We start from the raw sequence: 17,351 nt of genomic DNA, 5'->3' as shown, positions 1-17,351 counted from the left end.
TTTGTTCAAAAAATCTGAACTTTCTAACGGGATCCGAGTGATGAGCGAGTTTCATCCAGGGTCCCGTGCCGTTTCTATCGGTATCTGGGTTTTAACGGGGACTCGTGACGAAGTTCCAGCCATTGCCGGCATGTCTCACTTACTTGAGCATCTGGTGTTTAAAGGCACCAAAACTCGCAATACCTATCAAATCGCAAAATCTTTGGAATCCGTGGGTGGGGAGCTGAACGCTTACACCACACGTGAATACACGTGCTATCACGCTCTTGTTTTGAAAGATCATTGGGAGAAGGCCTTAGACGTTTTGTCGGACCTTGTTTCCAATATGAATCTGGTAAAAAAGGAATTCGCTTTGGAAAAAGGCGTGATTCTGCAAGAGATCGCGATGTCCGAGGACTCTCATGAAGATGTTATTTATGACGTTCTTTATGACGAGGTTTACGGCAAGCATCCATTGGGTCGTCCTATCTTGGGTACACCAGCTTCCATCGCTTTGATGAAGCAAAATCAAGTGATGGATTACTATAAGAAAAACTACACTGGCAAAAATATCATCGTGAGCGCGGCAGGTTGCTTGGATCACGATGAGTTTATGGCGGGCGTGGAAAAACACTTGGGTAAAAAGAAAAAGAGCACCTTGAAAAATACGCGCAAAAAACCAAATTGGTTGCGCCGTCGCCGTGTGATGGAAAAACAATCCGAGCAAGTGCACATGCTTTTAGGTCTTCCAACCGCAAGTTTCCGTGACAAGTACCGCTTTGAAGCGGTGATCGCGAATACATTGCTGGGTGGGGGCATGACTTCCAAGCTTTACCAAAGTGTCCGTGAAAAGCGTGGTTTGGTTTATTCGATTTTCTCAAGTCTTAATACCAATATCGACTCGGGCATGCTGAATATTTACGCGGCTTCTGAATTGAAGAGCGTCAAAAAAGTCGGCGAGTTGATTGCCAAGGAATTCCAAAAGATTCGCAAGAACGGGGCGACTCGTTCTGATGTCGAGATGTTTAAGACTCAAGTTAAGGGATCCATTTTGCTGGGCTCCGATGATATTGAAAATCGCATGACATCTTTGGCAGTCAATGAAATGGTATTTGGCCAATATAGATCCGTTGATTCCGTGATCGAAGAGATCAATCAAGTGACGGTGGATTCTGTGAATCGATACATCCGTCAGGAATTGGCGACAGATAAAACATCCGGCGTATTGCTGGGCACTGGTGTTGAGGAACTCAAAGACTGGTGGGAGGAGTTTGAACTATGAATAAAGTGAACGTAAAAATTAAGACTCTTGAAAACTTCAAAGGTGAATTGCCTGCTTATCAATCGGCTGGCGCTTCAGGTGTTGATGTACGCGCGCAACTGGATGGCCCTGTAGTTTTAGAGCCAGGTCAACGTGCGATGATTCCAACAGGTTTGAGCTTTGAAATCCCAATGGGTTTTGAAATCCAAGCACGTCCTCGCAGTGGTTGGGCTGCTAAAAATGGTCTGACTGTTTTGAACACGCCGGGGACTATCGATGCTGACTATCGTGGTGAAGTTAAAATTATCGTGATCAATTTGGGTGATGCAGCAGTTACGATCGGTGATCAAGAACGCTGCGCTCAATTGGTTGTGGCTCCGGTTTACCAAGCAAACTTCGTTTTGGCTCACGAGTTGACTGAAACTGAACGTGGTGCGGGTGGCTTCGGTTCTACGGGTCGCGCTTAACAGGGTATCAGAGCTATTTCTTGGTGGATCGCCAAGTTTGTGCTGAAGAGTAAAAAAAATAACTATCAAAAAAAAAGGCACCGATGAGGTGCCTTTTTTTATACAAACTACTTTTAGTCACACTTACAGCTGTTTCGCGGAGTTCATTAACGCGGCCAGTAACCGGAGCGGAGGTGCGGCCGTCCGCAGTTTACATTCTGGCGACTTCGATGCGGTTATAGAGCCACAGGAAGAACACGCAAGCGAACAGGATCGTTACTAGGCGTAATGATCTGCGCTTTTCCATGCTGAAGTTTTCGGTCAATCCCACGGCCATGAGTAAGGCTGTGAATGCAAAACCAACCAACGTGATTGGCGGAATCAACTCGGATCCTGCTTGGAAGATGAAAAATGGAATGTTCGAGAAAAGAATCAAGGTAAAGATCTTACGAAGTGAACACGTGCGCTTTTCAAAAACTTGAAAGTAATAATAAATGAAAACTCCGCCCAGCCAAGCCATAACGACTGCGATGAACGGGGCAAAGATCAAACCCGAACCGATGCGATAGACATTGGGAGGAATCAGTCCGGAGATAACACCCGAAATCATTGAAATCACGATGATCGTAATTAGCAACGTGGACCACTTCCAGTCTGGAAGATTTTTAATTTTTTGAACCGGGTGGCGAAGGTAATCAATCACATAATTGAAAACTTCTTTAGCGGTTTGCATTTTGGGTTCATTACCAGGGGTAACATCGCGATAATCAGTCATGAGCCCATTTGATCACGAGGGTGTAGTTCTTAGCAAGCAGAACTAGTTGTTCTGAGATCGCGAGAAGGAGCAGGGCCCTTAAGCTGTGCAATCGCCTCATACTCACAAGTCTTCGCGCAGATCCATTTCGGCAAGGGATTGGGCTCTTTCCAAAAGGAGGCGGGCATTTTGAAGTTGAGTTTCTTCGACGGCGCCGAGGGCGCTGAGTGAGGAAAGAGGACGGCCCGGTAAAATCAGGCGATGAAGTTGATAGGCCCATTTTATAAAGAAACTGCCTTGTCGAGACGGCAGGGCTTCGATCGTTTCTTGGGGAACAACTGGGGCCCGCAGGGAATTTGTCTGTGATTTGTTTTCTGAGTCGGTAATTTCAGTGATGCTGATGATGCATTCGGGACGCAGATCTTTGAGGATCGTTTGGAACTCTTGTAGAGTGGCAGAGTCCATTACCAAATGAAAGCGAAGCTTGGCGGCATCCTGGGCTTTTAAAAATTCGATGGCACGTGATTGGCGCAGCAGGGAATTGCTCCAAGGAAGTCGCAAGTGAAAAACTTCATAGCCATGTTCAGCAAGGTATGACGGATAGATGTTCCAATAGTTCGAGAAATAAAAAAAGCTGCGGGGACCTGTGACGAACAACAGGGGCCAGCGAGTCAGTAAACAGTTAGGCTGTAGTTCTTTATCGTAGTGAACTCGGGCGCGCGCTTTGTTAGTCAAAACGGCAAGGCAGGCAAGAAAACCAAAAAGGCTAAGAAGTAAGGCGAGTGTATCCACTCGCCCAGTATTACGAATTACAGAGAAGTGTTCAAGCGAAACGCGAAGTCAAAAGAGTCTTTGTCAGAAGGCTTATTAACCATGGCTGTGCGAGCACTGCCTTCAATACCTACAGAAATATTACGGTGAACTTGTGCAAAAATTCCGCTGGCAATAACCAATGAAGGATTGGTTTCATCCACCGACATGTCTTTAGATGGATTGGAGTACTTAAGCATACGAGCAGAAAGTCCGCTGCTTACAGAATAATTCCAAACACCTTCAATCTGATTCGTGTAACCCACTTTGGCTTCCAGTTCACGCAAAGAGAATTCTTCGTTCGCACCATCATTGGAGCCATAGTTACGGAAAATCACTTCGCCATAGATGTTGCGAGAGCTCAAATCGCGACCCGCAGAAAGTTGAATACCAGAAGTGTGGCGATTGAAGCTTTCGCCGCCCGTTGAAATATTAGTGAAGCCGTTCACGTATCCAATGCCGATATGTGACTGAGGACCGTTGGCGTCTTTTACAGTCTGCTCATAAGTAGACTTTTTTTGGCTGAGCTCGTTGACAAGGTCATCATAAGAGACTTCCGTGTAATCCGCGCCAGAAGCGGCCAGGACCATCGTAGAGGAGAAAACAGTAGCAATAGAAACCATAGCGAATTGGATCGTTTTTAGTTTAGTCATACGCTGATTCTAGCAGTGGTTTGTGATTTCTCAAAAATTGATCTTTCATTCTAGACCTTGTTTTTGGCAAACTAGATGTATGTTCTTTAAATCCAAACACAACTGTTACTGCGCCTTCTGTAAAACTCCCCGCAATATTTATCGTAAGAAAAATATCGGTGTGATGAATATCATCGCCTCTGCCATGGCGGCTGTGGTGATTATGTTCGCCATCTGGCAAGAATACGATCCGCGCGTGATGATTGCCTTTGTTGTGTGTTTGGCGATTTCTGAAGTGTTCGTGCAAATTCGCTGGCGCTTGGCGGTGGTGTGCCGCGTGTGCGGTTTTGATCCCATTCTTTACGTAAAAGACTCCAAAGCAGCTGCTGAAAAAGTAAAGTTTCAATTGGACCGTCGTAAAGAAGACCCGAAGTATTTGCTCAGCAAACCATTGAACCTGCCCACCATCACTCCCAAGAAGGTCGATGCCTTGGAATCCAAGGGCAAAGGTAAGCTAGTTTCTCGTTCGGTTTAACGAAGAGCCCCATTTCGGGAAGCACTCCGGCGTCGCCGGAGGAGAACATGTCCTCAAGTCCATTCCTGTTGTTGCCAGCCCCGGTGGTTTATGCCAAGTTAGGGGCATGAAAACTCTGATTGTTATTCCTACGTACAACGAAAAAGAAAACGTTCAAACTATTGTTCCAGCTGTGTTTGCTCAAAATTTGGGCGTTGATATCCTGGTGGTTGATGACAACTCTCCTGATGGTACAGGGTCTATTGTGCGTGAAATGCAAAAATCCCTTCCTCAATTGAATCTACTTTCTCGTCCTGGCAAACAGGGTTTGGGTAAGGCTTATATTGCGGGTTTTCGTTGGGGGATTGACCAAGGTTACGAAGCCATCGTCGAGATGGATGCGGACTTCTCTCATCGTCCCGAGGATTTGGGTCCACTTTTGAATACATTGAAGCAAAATGATTTCGCAGTTGGTTCACGATATGTAGCGGGTGGCCGCACTGTGAACTGGGGTCTTATGCGCAAGATCATTTCTCGCGGTGGTGGTATCTATTCTCGTTTGATCTTGGGTTTCCCCTTGAACGACTGGACGGGCGGATTCAACGCTTGGAAAAAGGAAACTTTAATCGGTATTGATCTCGCAACGGTTGAGTCCAACGGTTACAGCTTCCAAATTGAATTGAAATACAAAGCTATGAAAAAAGGCTTTAAGGGAGCAGAGTCTCCAATCGTGTTTGAAGACCGTCGCGTGGGACAATCTAAAATGTCTCTTAAAATCGTGCTTGAGGCTTTCTGGCGTGTTTGGCTTATGCGCTTTAAATAAGAAGGTTGCGCTTCGTACTTTTCGAAGCGTCGCTTTCTTATTTCTTATCTCCCTGGTTCCTGAAGTTGTGCTCGCGCAAGTACAAAAGGGAACCATCATCGCCGACGAAGCACAAATTTATAAAGATCCTGACTTTGATGCTCCGGTGATGGCAGTCCTTAAGCAAGGGCAGGTCTTTCAAATCTCTAAAGGCAAAAAAGGTCCTTTCTATAAAATCCGGTTAAAACCAGGTGTGACGGGCTGGGTTTCTGATGCAGAAATTCGTCCCGGTGTAATTCGGGCCGAGGACTTGCACGAAGCCGCGCAAGCTGAAGAGGAAGCCGACGAAGCCCACGCGCGAGGCAAAAGGCCTTTCTTTGCCAGTCGCTATCGCGGTCTTTCAATGGACTTCATTGATTATGCAGAAGACACAATGGGTGGACGTCGCAATGCCATGACGACGTTTTATGGATTGAAGTTTCACGGTTACAACACGCTTTTTTCCGGGGACATGTACACTGAAAGCAATATTCTGTTTCATTCGGGTGCACCAGATTACTATAAAGAATATACCGGCCACGAGGGCAGTGGTTACATCGTGATTTTGGATTTTTTATTTCAAACGGTTTTACCAAAAGGAAAAGATCTGATTTTCTTTTATGGTTTCGGGCCGATGTTTAAGTACTCGCACTTTGATCTGACCTTAACGGGCTCCCAAGATGGATATTCCGCGGACGATATGACGTTGGGAGTTTTGTTCAATGTGGGGGCAGCTTATAGAATCAAGCGTGTTTCGATTCGTCCCGACATCAAATATTACTGGGAAAAAGAGGGGTACCTCGGTTACTCCGTTTCTGTCGGCCTGGATTTCTAGGTCCACCGGCATCCTTCCTGCCTGCACGGTGGGAAAGAATTGGCATGCGCGTGGCGTTATGGGTGACGATTTTGAAGGCCGTGGGTTACAAGGCCTTCATGTTTAAATCTCTTTATCTTATTGGCGTTGTTTCTCTTCTTTTCTCTCAACTGGCATTTGCGGGCGATGTGAACGCGGCATTTGAAATACTTAGAAACAAAGCGGTTAATTTTGATCCCGATGGCGCTGTTTGCGAAGAGCTTGAGCGTGTTCGTTTAGAGAAAATCTATCCGGACAATCAGTACTTGATCACAGGAGATATTGAATACAGCGCAGGTGGTTTGACGATCGGGGAGCTAGACACAGTGATCATCGATCGCGCGACGAATAAAGTCGTTTTGATGGGTGAAGTAAAGTGCTGGAAAAGTTTTGACGGGGCTTTGTTGAAGGCGAAATCCCAACTTCAGCGTTTTTTCTGGAACCTTGAAAAGAATCCCTCCGCCATGGTTTTCACCTCTTACGATGGTATCCAGTACACGGCTTCTCAATTCGATCTGACGACGCCATTTTACACAGTGGGTCCCCAGGGTGCAGTTGCTAAGGGTTTTACGTACGAGTTGGACCTGAATCTTAAAGAAACTCACCAATTGCGTATGATGTTGCTTAAGTGCCAACAGAACAACGAATGTCCTAAGCCGCAAGACTAGTTTGCGCAACGCATTCCCAAAAAGTGACAGGCACCTTTTAGGAGCCTGCGGTTGATTTAATTGCTCTGCTAGGGCATGTTTTTGCCCATGTCTATTCAAGTTTTATCTCCGGAAGTTGTCGACCAAATCGCTGCGGGCGAGGTGGTTGAGCGTCCTGCTCATCTTGTTAAAGAACTCGTCGAAAATTCTATTGATGCAGGTGCCACGCGCGTGCATGTCGAGTTCTTTGATGGCGGTCGCATCGTAAAAGTGATCGACAACGGTAAAGGCATGTCGCCTGAAGATTTGCCAAAAGCCTTGGATCGTTTTGCGACCAGCAAAATTTCCAAATCGGATGATTTGTGGAGTTTAAAAACTTTCGGTTTCCGTGGGGAAGCCCTGGCCAGTATTTCTTCGGTTAGTAAAATGACTCTGACAACTCGTCGTGAGGGCGATGAGCAGGCCTACCAACTTGTCAGCGTCTACGGAAAAAAGCAGCCCATGGATCGCGTGGGGGGCTCTCAGGGCACAACGGTCCTGATGGAAAACTTGTTCGAAAATATGCCTGCGCGTTTGAAGTTTTTAAAATCAGATGCCGCAGAACACACGGCGATTAAAACAACATTAAAGGCCATGGCATTGGCTCATTACGATGTTGAGTTTCGTATCCAAGAAAATTCCAAGCTCGTCAATTTCTGGCCAGCTTGCAAAGATCGCAAGGAACGGGCGGAGCAGATTCTTGAAATCAAACCCCTGTTCGTCGGTGAAGCACAACGTGAATACGTAAAGGCCTATGCGGTGTTTGCGGATCCCCATAACGTTGCTAAGACCGCGAAAAATATTTGGCTGTTTGCGCAGAATCGCTGGATTCAAGATCGCAGTTTGCAGGCAGCGGTGAATGAAGCCTATCGCAGTCTTCTTATGCACGGCGAATATCCGATCGCCTGTGTCTGGGTTGAAACTGATCCTGAATATATTGACGTGAACATTCACCCGACGAAATCCCAAGTGAAATTCCATGATCCCTCTCTGGCATTCCGTGCGGTGGCGGGAGCTTTGCGCTCGACTCTGGAAAATGCTCCATGGATTCAGCAAAGTGGTCAACTTCGTTCTCAGTCGCAATTCAACGATGCAGGCGGGGCTATTGATTACTCGGATCCTTCAGCGACATATTCTTCGGCGAAGGGTTTGCCTAATTTTGCAAACTATTCCGGTGAGGTCACAAGGCAGGACTCGGCTCAGGAAATGCCTAAGGAAAACTTGGCCTTTCAGGATTCAACTTTTAAAACGACTCAATTTCAGAAAAAAGATTTCAGTTTTCCAACGGCCTCGGTTCAACAGCCGCAAATGAGCTATCAAGCTTTGGCAGAGGCTGCAGAATCTCGTGGTGAATTCCAGGCTTCAAGAAACCATGGGACTGAAGCGACATCAGAGGCAATTGCTCCGGTCAGTGGTGGTTACTGGTCATCTCTGGAAGTTTTGGGGCAAGCTAATCTTACTTATATTGTAACTCAACATCGCGAAAAAATGGTTTTCGTGGATCAACATGCTGCTCACGAACGTGTTGCCTATGAAAAACTGATGATTGCTTGGAAGGGTGGGAAGATTGATATTCAAGATTTCCTATTTCCCCTGGCAATTGATATGTCCCCTGAAAAAGTCGAAGGCTTGCTCGTGCTTGCTAAAGATATTGAACGCTTGGGAGTTTTCATTGAAGCCCTTGGCCCGGGCACTGTGGGTGTGAAGGCGGCTCCGTTATTTATTAAAGAATCTATCTTAGGAAAAGTTTTGGATCGCATGGCAACAGAGGTTGTTGATCAAGGTGGCAGCTATTCTTTGGAAAGAGCTGTGGGAGATATCTGTGCCACGATGGCGTGCCATTCTGTGGTGCGTGCAGGCCAGGCGCTGAGTATCGATCAGATGAAGAATCTTTTGCGCGAGATGGATCACTTCCCGTTATCCAGTTTCTGTCCTCATGGACGACCTGTGAGCGTGGAGTATCCGTTCTATAAACTTGAAAAGGACTTTGGACGAATTGTTTAATGAATAAAAACAAACCCGTTATTTTCGTTGTTGGTTCGACCGCCACTGGTAAAAGCGAGTGGGCGCTTAAACTTGCGCGGGAATTCGGCGGCGTGATTTTAAATTGCGATTCCGTTCAGTGTTATTCTAAAGTTCAAATTGGCGCTGCAAAACCCACAGCAGAAGAAGTAAACTTGGTTCCCCATTATCTCTTGGGGTATGTCGATCCTCCAAGCGAAAGCACCGCTGGAACTTATTGCGAAGATTTTATGAAAACTATGGATGCCCTTCCAGATGGAACGCCGGCATTTGTAGTGGGCGGTACGGGCTTTTATTTCATGGCGATTGAAAAAGGCATGTATCCAGTCACCAAGATTTCTGACGAAGTAAAAGCACAAATAGCGAAAGAGTTGCAAGAACCAGGTGGGCCCGAACGATTGCACGCGGAACTTTCCAAAGTCGATCCCGTGTACGCAGGGAAAGTAAACTTAGCAGATCATTATCGAATTGGTCGTGGGATCGAGTTGATCCGCACGCAGGGGAAGGGTGTGACGCAAATTCAAAAAGAGTTTGATGAAACCAAAGAACCTTTTCCATTTCCGCTTTTAAAAATTGGCCCCGAATGGGAGCGCGATGTCCTGCGTGAGCGCATTGCTTTGCGCGCGCACAAGATGCTAAAGGATGGATTGATTGACGAAGTTGAAAGACTCCTCGATCAAGGTCTGGAGAATTGGGCTCCCCTCAGCAGCGTGGGTTATAAAGAATCCATTGAGTTCATCAAGGGCCGTATCAATGAAGATGAACTGTTAGAGCAAATCACGACAAATACTCGCCAGCTCGCCAAGCGCCAAAAAACGTGGTTTCAGCGAGACAAAGAGATTCATTGGTTTGATGGTGCTCGCGGATATAATGATGCAAGAGCAGTGGTCGAGAAATTCCTGAACTCTTTGACCACAAATGGCCCTGCCGACAAGAATGGAAATATATGAAAAGCATGACCGGTTATGGAACCGCCAAGGTTCAATCAAAAGATGTTTCTGTGGAAGTCAGCATTCGCGCTGTGAATGGTCGCTTTTTAGAAACGCGCTTTCATTTGCCACGTGAATTCGTTGCGTTCGAAGCAGATCTTAAAAAAATCTTAGGTGCGTCTTTATCGCGCGGAACAGTGGATGTTTTTGTTTCTCGCAAAGTAAAAGCAGCGGCCGCTGGTAAAGCGCAAATGACGGTGAACGATGCATTGGTAAAAAAATATGTGACGGCCTATAAGCATCTCGCTAAGGAAATGGGCATTCCCTTTCAAGTTCACTTGGAAGCCATGGCTCGTTTGCCAGATGTGATCAAGCTCGAAGAAAGTTATGAGCTTTTCGCAGGTGAAGAGAAGACGTTGAAAAAAGCTTTTACTGAAGCTTGTGCCAACTGTGATAAAGAGCGCATCCGCGAGGGGAAAGCTCTGCGCAAGGACTTAGAAAAACTTCTTTCGTCATTGGATAAAGAAATCAAAGTTATTACCGATCTTCGCGAAGACGCCAATGCGCAACTTCAAGAAAGATATGAAACCAAAGTTCGTGCCCGTATGAAAGGCAACGAGATTGATCCCGCTCGTTTGTCTCAAGAAATCGTGATTCAGCTTGAAAAAGCAGATATCAACGAAGAATTAAGCCGTTTAACTGAGCACATTAAAAACTATCGCCAGTTGATCGCTTCTCAGCAGGCTGAGGGAAAGAAGCTTGATTTCTATACACAAGAATTGCTGCGTGAAGTGAATACGATTGGTTCAAAGTCTCAAGTAGCCAAGATCACTCAAAGCGTGGTAGAAGCAAAAACCCTCATTGAAAGACTTAGAGAACAGGTTCAAAACGTTCAATAATATGAAAACGCGAATGATTATTGTCGCTGCTCCCAGCGGCGCCGGAAAAAGTAGTTTCGTAGCAAAGGCGATTGAAGAGCTTCCACAGCTCGTGGATATCGTCACGTTCACGACACGCAACATTCGCAAAGGGGAAAAGGACGGTCTTCAGTACCACTTTATCTCCCACGACGAGTTTAAACAGAAAATTGAGCAAAACTTCTTTGTGGAGTGGGCAAAGGTGCACACGAATTTCTATGGGACTTCCTATGAATCCCTAGAATCCACTTGGAAAGCCGATAAGTGCGCGATCATGGATATCGACATCCAAGGTGTGCAGACATTCAAATCGAAGTACCCAGACGCTAAAACGATCTTTATCCTACCCCCATCTATCGACGAGCTGCGTCGCAGAATCGAAAAAAGAGACGGGGGCATGCCTGCGGACATTGAGGTTCGTATGGCTAACGCTGAGAAAGAGATCGCTGAAGCTTCTAAGTTCGACTTCCAGATCGTGAACGACAACTTCGAGCATTCCTACTCTGAATTTAAGAAAATCATTGAAAAGTTACTAGCTTAAGGGTACTTTCGTCGTTTAAATTGACGATTAAATTGCTCTCGGAGGCATTAAATGGCTCGTGTAACCGTTGAAGATTGCTTAGAAAAAGTACCTAACAGATTTGCTCTTGTATTGATGGTTGCTAAAAGAGCTAAGCAACTTCTTAAAGGTGCTGAAGCAACAGTTTCTACTCGTTCAAACAAATACATCGTATCGGCACTTCGTGAAGTTGCTATCGGTAACGTAGGTTACGAAGTAGCGATGGATCCTAAAGATGCTCTTCTTCAGATCGAAAAAGATTTGAATAAATAGTCTAGGACGAAGGTCTTAAGTTCCTAAAAATACTAATAAATTCCAATTATAAAGCGAATCTATTTGGAGACCCATATTCTTGTCAGGTAAACTGACTAGAATATGGCGGAACCGCAAAAAGAGAGCGGCTTGTCCCACAAGCCGGTCAAAACAGTTGATGATCTTCTAAATCGCATTAAAGGCTACTGGCCGAATGCTGATTTAAAATTTATTGAAAAAGCCTATTACTTTTCCGAGAAACATCACGAGGGTCAAATCCGTCGCAGTGGTGAGCCGTATATTTCTCATCCACTTTCTGTTGCTGCTATCTTAGCGGATCTTCGCCTGGATCTAGATACAATTGCCACAGGTTTATTGCATGACACTGTTGAAGACACGGACGCCACTCTCGAGGATATCCGCCGTGAGTTTGGTGATGCTGTTGCTCATCTGGTTGATGGTGTTACAAAAATTGGTCAGATGAAATTCAAAAACTCCCACGAAAAACAGGGCGAAAATATTCGCAAGATGATCGTGGCGATGGGTAAAGATGTGCGAGTCGTTTTGGTGAAATTAGCCGATCGCTTGCACAACATGCGTACTTTGAATTTCATGCCTTTTGATAAGCAAGAAAAAATCGCTCTGGAAACTTTAGAAATTTACTGTCCGCTTGCGGGTCGTATGGGTATCAGTGCTCTGAAAATCGAGCTGGAAGACCTGTGCTTCCGTTACTATCGCCCCGACATGTATTACCAATTGATCCAACAAATTAAGAAAACAGAAGCAGAACAAAATCGTTACATCGAAGATGTGAAGCATTTGATTTCCAAAGAACTTAGTAAAGTTGGATTTAAGTTCGAGGTCTATGGACGTTCCAAGCATTTATGGTCCGTGTACCGCAAAATGCAAAGTCGTAATCTTGATTACGATCAGGTCTATGACGTTCTTGCGTTTCGTGTGATCGTTGAAAGCGTTGCTGAATGTTATGCGGCGCTGGGTTTGGTTCACTCCTTGTGGAAACCCGTTCCAGGTCGTTTTAAAGACTTCATCGCTATGCCTAAAGCCAATAACTATCAGTCACTTCATACGACAGTGGTAGGCCCAGGTGGGGAGCGCATTGAAATTCAAATTCGTACTTCAGACATGCACTTGATTGCCGAGATGGGGATCGCGGCGCACTGGAAGTACAAAGAGCGCGGCAAGATGGAATCCGATGAAATGCAGCAGGCCAACTGGCTGCGTGATTTGGTTTCATGGCATCAGCAGGTGCGCAGTCCCGATGAATTTCTTGATACCGTTAAAACGGATTTATTTGAAACTGAAATTTACGTTTTCACTCCAACCGGTGAAGTGCGGGAATTTCCCGAAGGTGCCACACCTGTGGACTTTGCGTATGCGGTTCATACCGAGCTTGGTAACAAATGTGTCGGCGCCCGAGTCAATGGTAAGATGGTTCCGCTAAAACATCAGTTGAGTAACGGGGACACGGTTGAAATCATCACTGGTAAAGGCCAAGAGCCTTCCAAGGATTGGTTGAAGTTTGTTGTAACCAATAAAGCCAAGGCGAAAATTCGCGCCTTTGTGAAAGAAGAACAGCGTCGTCGTTCCATCTTGCTGGGTAAAGAGTTGGTGGAAAAAGAATTCCGCAAATTTGGCATGGCCGCCGTAAAGTATTTGAAAGGCCCAGCCTTTGAGCAATACTTAAAAGATTTCGGCCTGAAAGACGTCGAAGAGCTATACGTCACTGTTGGTTACGGAAAACTTGAAACACGCGTTTTGGTTGAAAGACTTTCTCCAGAAAATATCGCGAAGGAAGCTGCCAAAACGGAAGACTCTACCTTTATGGAAAGAGTCATGCGCGCGGCGACTCATAAAACGCGCAAAACCAATTCGTTGGTTTCTGTGGACGGTATGGATGACATGCTGGTGCACTATGCGAAATGCTGCCATCCGATCCCTGGCGATCCGATTGTGGGCTTTATCAGCCGTGGTCGCGGTATCACCATCCATCGCAGTGATTGCAGCAAAGCATTTGAATTCGATCAGCTTCGTAAAGTGGATGTCGCTTGGAATGTTAAAGTGGCAGGTGAAGGGCAAGAGCGTATCGTGCGCCTGAAAATCATCTCTCAAGACAACCCAGGTTTGTTAAAATCCATGTCCGAGGCCTTTGCCCAGCAGGGTATCAATATTCAGTCCGCGCAGATTCGCACGACAAAGGATAAGAAAGCCGTTTGTAATTTTGAAGTCTCAGTGAAGGATGCCTTACAATTGAACCAGGCCATTTACGAGATTCAAAAAATCAAAGGCATTATCGGTGTCACGCGTGTCATTCAATAAATACTCTCCCAGACTGCACAACGTCTTAGCATTTTTGGTTTTGTGCGTGGCGATTATCGTCATGGGCGGGTGGCTTACTCAAAATCCGGCGATGATTCGTTTAGCTGCCGGCTATAATGCGATGGTTTTTAATACCGCGTTGCTTTTCAGTTTTCTGTCTTTAGGAATTGTTTTTTCAGATCGCGATCATTTTAAAATCGGACGCGTTTGCGCAATTTTAGTGATGAGCTTTGCTGCGGTCACCTTTCTGCAGTATCCCTTTGGTTACACCTCCGGTTTAGACTTATTTTTTGTACGCTATTTTGAAGAGCCAGGAACGCCTTTCCCGGGGCGCATGGCGGCCAGCACTTGTATTGCCATGTTCTTAATGGGCCTGGGAGTTTTTTTTAATAAGAACACGTTGCTTTGTCAGTTCGTGCGGGTGACCTGTGCTTCGATTGTATGCTGTGTCGGGTTGGTCGGTGCTGTAGGAACTATATTTGATATAAACTCCCAATATGGCTGGGGGAGCTTTGCGCGAATGGCTCCCCATACGTCCGTATGTTTTGTCACGCTGTCGTTTGCTCTGATGTTGCAATTGCGCCAGCGAATGACTCGTCTTGGATTTTCTCGCCGTCGATTTTTGCCATTCTATGTTTTGTCGGCAGGGATTTTCGTAACCGTTGGATTGATGCAGCTTTTGTTGATCAAGGACTATCAAAAAAACCGCACGATCACAGAGATTCGTACGACTGCTATTTTAGAAAATTTTGATGCAGTTTTTACTGCGCTGAATCGTTCTCTGGAGCGAATGGCGAAAAGATTCATCTTAAACGACTATAAAAATAAAGAGTCCTGGCAGATCGATGCTCAGATTTATACAGCCGACTTTAAAGGGATTCGCCGAATTCTTTGGGCCGAAAAAGATCTTTTAGCGAAGTGGATCTATCCTTTGAATCGCAATCCGGAGCGCGTGATTGGGATGAAGTTAACTCAACAACGCGGTTCCCAAGGTGTGATTGAAAAAATGCTGGCTAACCGTGAGCCGATTTTATCAGACGTTATTCCGTTGGTGACCGGTGGGGATGGTATCGTCCTTTATTATCCTGTCTTCCGTGGAGATGATTTTTTAGGTGTATTAAGTGTGGTGTTGGGAGCAGATTCGTTTTTTCAAGAGGCTGCAATTGCTCCGGGATACTATGTCCGTATTAAAGATGATGATGACCATGAGTTTTTAAATACAGGAAACGCTGGCCAAGTTTACATGCGCGACTGGGGCTATACGGCCACCTATAAAGCTTTGAACGCAAATTGGCAATTCACAGTCACGCCCACTCCAGAAATAGTTCAGAACAATTCATCTTATTTACCCGGGGTGATTGGAGTCTGCGGGGTGAGTGTCTCTGTGTTGCTGGCGATGAGTTTGGTTTTCTATCAACGTTCCCGGGAATCTGAACGTCGCATGAAAGAAGCTTTTGATTGGCACAAAGCAGGGCGCGACAGTATTTCTTTGCTTCTCTTACAACTCGATCAATTCGGAAATGTTTCCAGTATTAACAAGGCGACAGAAGATCTTTTGGGCTATACCGAGGCGGATTTGATCGGTAAGAGAGTGACTTTGTTGGGTGAATATTCCGAAGTCATGATGTACCGCGGTCGCATGGAAGAAAAACTTGGTAGAACTTTGGACAATGGGCATGACTATCTGGAAGCCATCTTTGAAACAGGGGATGCTCCAGGGTACGAGCGGACTTTTATTTCTAAAAATGGCAGATCCTTTAATATGGCTTTGTCGTTACATCGAGTGACGAATGAACAAGGTGAAATGAGTGGCTATTTGGTAGTTGCCGAAGACGTCACGCAAAGAAAAGAGCGCGAACGCCTTTTGAAAGAGCGCGAGGAAAAAATCTTAGTATCGTCGCGTTTAGCCACTTTAGGTGAGATGGCTGCAGGGATCGCTCATGAGATCAACAATCCGTTGGCGGTTATCGGTGGTTACTTAAGCATGCTTCGTAAAAATTTGAATAACAAAGGGTTAGGAAGCGATGTTGATTTAAATCGTCGAATTGATTCGGTTGAGTCGATGGTGGGGCGAATTGCTAAAATTGTGCGCGGGCTTCGAAGTTATGCCCACGAGTCTGTTTTAGACGATATGGAAGAAGTTGAAATCGCTGTGATCATTGATGACACGTTGGCGTTTTGCCACGAAAAGTTCAAGCAGCATGGAGTGCATTTGACGGCCTCCATTGAGCCGGGGCTGACAGTGAAATGTCGTCCCTATCAAATTTCTCAGGTCCTTTTGAATCTATTGAATAATGCCTTTGATGCCGTTGAGCGCAGCTCTGTGAAGCGGGTTCGTATTGAAGCGTATTACAACGCAGGCGGGGTTGAAATCTGTGTGAGTGATACCGGCCCAGGGGTACCCTTAGAAATGCGCGAGAAAATCATGCAGCCGTTCTTTACGACCAAAGAGGTCGGTAAGGGAGTGGGACTGGGACTTAGCATCAGTATGGGTATTATCCAGTCTCACAACGGAAAATTCTTTTTGGATTGCGATTCGGCGCAGACGAAATTTACCGTCTGGCTGCCTCATGCACCTCATCTATCCAGCTAGCAAAATAGGACACCTTCATCGCCGTCGAGCGACCTTCCGTGCAGGAAACATGACCGAAGATATCCTCTTGTCCTCGAACGGAGGAAGTAACGCCAATCAGGCGAGGCTTGCCATTGACGTTAATAAACTGGCCGCCACCCGAGTCACCACCGCAGATAAATTGAGTGTTACCTTTGCTTAAGATGGCGTAGCGATCTTGCATGAGACCATAGGCACCGTTGACTTTGATAATTGCTTTATAAAGGTCTCCAGCGCTGCCAAAGCCCACGGCAAAGACTTCACCAGAATCTTTGTTTTTTCCATAACCGAAAGCAGTCACAAAGCTGTTATTATAGTTTTTGCTTTGATCACGTTCAAATTCTATAGGTTCAAAACCTGCGGGAACGCCTCCGTCAAAAAAAGCGATCGCTAAGTCGTTAAGGAGTCCCACTTTTGTATCACGGAATCCAGGGTGAATAACAACGTCTTCGTGGGTGCCTTCACGTTTTAAAAAGCTGCGAGTTGAAATACCTTTGTTGTTCGCAAAAATAATTTTGAATCCCGCAAGGGTCTTACTATGTTTGTCATAGCAATGTGCCGCAGTCAGAACACTGTGATCTGTTAACAGAGTGGCCGTGCAGATGCCCATCGCCATTCCTAATCCATTCACAGGCAGGAAAAGAACCACGCCCCGTGAACCGTCTTTAGCGCGCGTACTTACTTTGGTTCCGTTTATTATTGCGGAGCTATCGTCGTTTAAATTTAAAGATGCAGTATCAGCCCCAGGCCCGCACGCTGTGAATAGCAAAGCTGTGGCCATAATTAAAAATCGATAATGTTTTTTCATGAGGGATTTATACATGATAACCCGGTATAGGAGGGTTAAAATGTAGAAGATATTCGCTTCTTAATACTAAGTACCGATTGAAGTTTTAAAAAGGACTCGTTAAGTAGGCGAAAACTCAATGCACGTCTGCATGTCGAAAA

General features: G+C 45.7%; 17 protein-coding genes. 13 read left to right on the top strand and 4 right to left on the bottom strand.

Going from position 1 to position 17,351, the window contains the following annotated elements:
* Position 1 precedes the first annotated feature (1 nt).
* A complete protein-coding gene (locus tag B9G69_RS15650) occupies positions 2-1,261 on the top strand; it encodes a M16 family metallopeptidase (protein WP_254916738.1) in 1,260 nt (419 codons plus the stop codon).
* Entirely contained in the window at positions 1,258-1,707 is a 450-nt protein-coding gene (gene dut / locus B9G69_RS15645; RefSeq protein WP_088614326.1) for a dUTP diphosphatase, read from the top strand. Before B9G69_RS15650 ends, dut begins: the two co-directional genes overlap by 4 nt.
* 190 nt (positions 1,708-1,897) lie before the next feature.
* Here the strand turns inward: dut and B9G69_RS15640 are convergent, their stop codons facing one another.
* The 3 genes from B9G69_RS15640 to B9G69_RS15630 all read right to left on the bottom strand — a co-directional run bounded on the left by B9G69_RS15640 (position 1,898) and on the right by B9G69_RS15630 (position 3,903).
* Positions 1,898-2,461 carry a Yip1 family protein gene (locus B9G69_RS15640; protein ID WP_088614327.1) on the bottom strand — a complete coding sequence of 188 codons (564 nt, stop codon included), beginning with the start codon at positions 2,459-2,461 and terminating at the stop codon, positions 1,898-1,900.
* Between the two features lie 102 nt (positions 2,462-2,563).
* The gene (locus B9G69_RS15635) at positions 2,564-3,232 is read right to left on the bottom strand and encodes a hypothetical protein (protein ID WP_088614328.1); all 669 of its coding nucleotides are present in this window, start codon (positions 3,230-3,232) and stop codon (positions 2,564-2,566) included.
* A 17-nt stretch (positions 3,233-3,249) separates the two neighbouring features.
* Complete coding sequence (locus tag B9G69_RS15630) at positions 3,250-3,903, bottom strand: hypothetical protein (protein ID WP_088614329.1); 654 nt, start codon at positions 3,901-3,903, stop codon at positions 3,250-3,252.
* 79 nt (positions 3,904-3,982) lie between these two features.
* Here B9G69_RS15630 and B9G69_RS15625 point away from each other — a divergent pair, with 79 nt between their 5' ends.
* From B9G69_RS15625 to B9G69_RS15575, 11 genes are all read left to right on the top strand, one after another.
* Positions 3,983-4,417, top strand: a complete 435-nt coding sequence (locus tag B9G69_RS15625) for a hypothetical protein (protein ID WP_088614330.1) — start codon at positions 3,983-3,985, stop codon at positions 4,415-4,417.
* A 106-nt stretch (positions 4,418-4,523) separates the two neighbouring features.
* A complete protein-coding gene (locus tag B9G69_RS15620) occupies positions 4,524-5,219 on the top strand; it encodes a polyprenol monophosphomannose synthase (protein ID WP_088614331.1) in 696 nt (231 codons plus the stop codon).
* On the top strand, positions 5,194-6,072 hold the full coding sequence (locus B9G69_RS15615) for an SH3 domain-containing protein (RefSeq protein ID WP_254916740.1): 879 nt from the start codon (positions 5,194-5,196) through the stop codon (positions 6,070-6,072). Before B9G69_RS15620 ends, B9G69_RS15615 begins: the two co-directional genes overlap by 26 nt.
* 44 nt (positions 6,073-6,116) lie before the next feature.
* Positions 6,117-6,758: a hypothetical protein gene (locus tag B9G69_RS15610; RefSeq protein WP_088614332.1), complete on the top strand. Its 642-nt coding sequence runs from the start codon at positions 6,117-6,119 to the stop codon at positions 6,756-6,758.
* 87 nt (positions 6,759-6,845) lie between these two features.
* Positions 6,846-8,780 carry a DNA mismatch repair endonuclease MutL gene (gene mutL / locus B9G69_RS15605; protein WP_088617059.1) on the top strand — a complete coding sequence of 645 codons (1,935 nt, stop codon included), beginning with the start codon at positions 6,846-6,848 and terminating at the stop codon, positions 8,778-8,780.
* Positions 8,780-9,748: a tRNA (adenosine(37)-N6)-dimethylallyltransferase MiaA gene (gene miaA / locus B9G69_RS15600; RefSeq protein WP_088614333.1), complete on the top strand. Its 969-nt coding sequence runs from the start codon at positions 8,780-8,782 to the stop codon at positions 9,746-9,748. Before mutL ends, miaA begins: the two co-directional genes overlap by 1 nt.
* The gene (locus tag B9G69_RS15595; RefSeq protein WP_088614334.1) at positions 9,745-10,626 is read left to right on the top strand and encodes a YicC/YloC family endoribonuclease; all 882 of its coding nucleotides are present in this window, start codon (positions 9,745-9,747) and stop codon (positions 10,624-10,626) included. The genes miaA and B9G69_RS15595 overlap by 4 nt, the downstream gene beginning before the upstream one ends.
* Before the next feature lies 1 nt (position 10,627).
* The gene (gene gmk / locus B9G69_RS15590; RefSeq protein WP_088614335.1) at positions 10,628-11,185 is read left to right on the top strand and encodes a guanylate kinase; all 558 of its coding nucleotides are present in this window, start codon (positions 10,628-10,630) and stop codon (positions 11,183-11,185) included.
* Between the two features lie 51 nt (positions 11,186-11,236).
* Entirely contained in the window at positions 11,237-11,476 is a 240-nt protein-coding gene (gene rpoZ, locus B9G69_RS15585) for a DNA-directed RNA polymerase subunit omega (protein WP_088614336.1), read from the top strand.
* Between the two features lie 102 nt (positions 11,477-11,578).
* On the top strand, positions 11,579-13,792 hold the full coding sequence (locus tag B9G69_RS15580; protein ID WP_416220924.1) for a RelA/SpoT family protein: 2,214 nt from the start codon (positions 11,579-11,581) through the stop codon (positions 13,790-13,792).
* Complete coding sequence (locus tag B9G69_RS15575; protein WP_265437825.1) at positions 13,779-16,385, top strand: ATP-binding protein; 2,607 nt, start codon at positions 13,779-13,781, stop codon at positions 16,383-16,385. Before B9G69_RS15580 ends, B9G69_RS15575 begins: the two co-directional genes overlap by 14 nt.
* Here B9G69_RS15575 and B9G69_RS15570 read toward each other — a convergent pair.
* Entirely contained in the window at positions 16,345-17,211 is an 867-nt protein-coding gene (locus tag B9G69_RS15570) for a S1 family peptidase (RefSeq protein ID WP_176400892.1), read from the bottom strand. The two genes, B9G69_RS15575 and B9G69_RS15570, sit on opposite strands and share 41 nt — an antisense overlap.
* Positions 17,212-17,351: the final 140 nt, after the last annotated feature.

The organism is Bdellovibrio sp. SKB1291214, from assembly GCF_002209355.2.
Lineage (GTDB): Bacteria > Bdellovibrionota > Bdellovibrionia > Bdellovibrionales > Bdellovibrionaceae > Bdellovibrio.
Note: the sequence above shows the minus strand (reverse complement) of the source record. Positions and strands in the feature narration are given on the sequence as shown.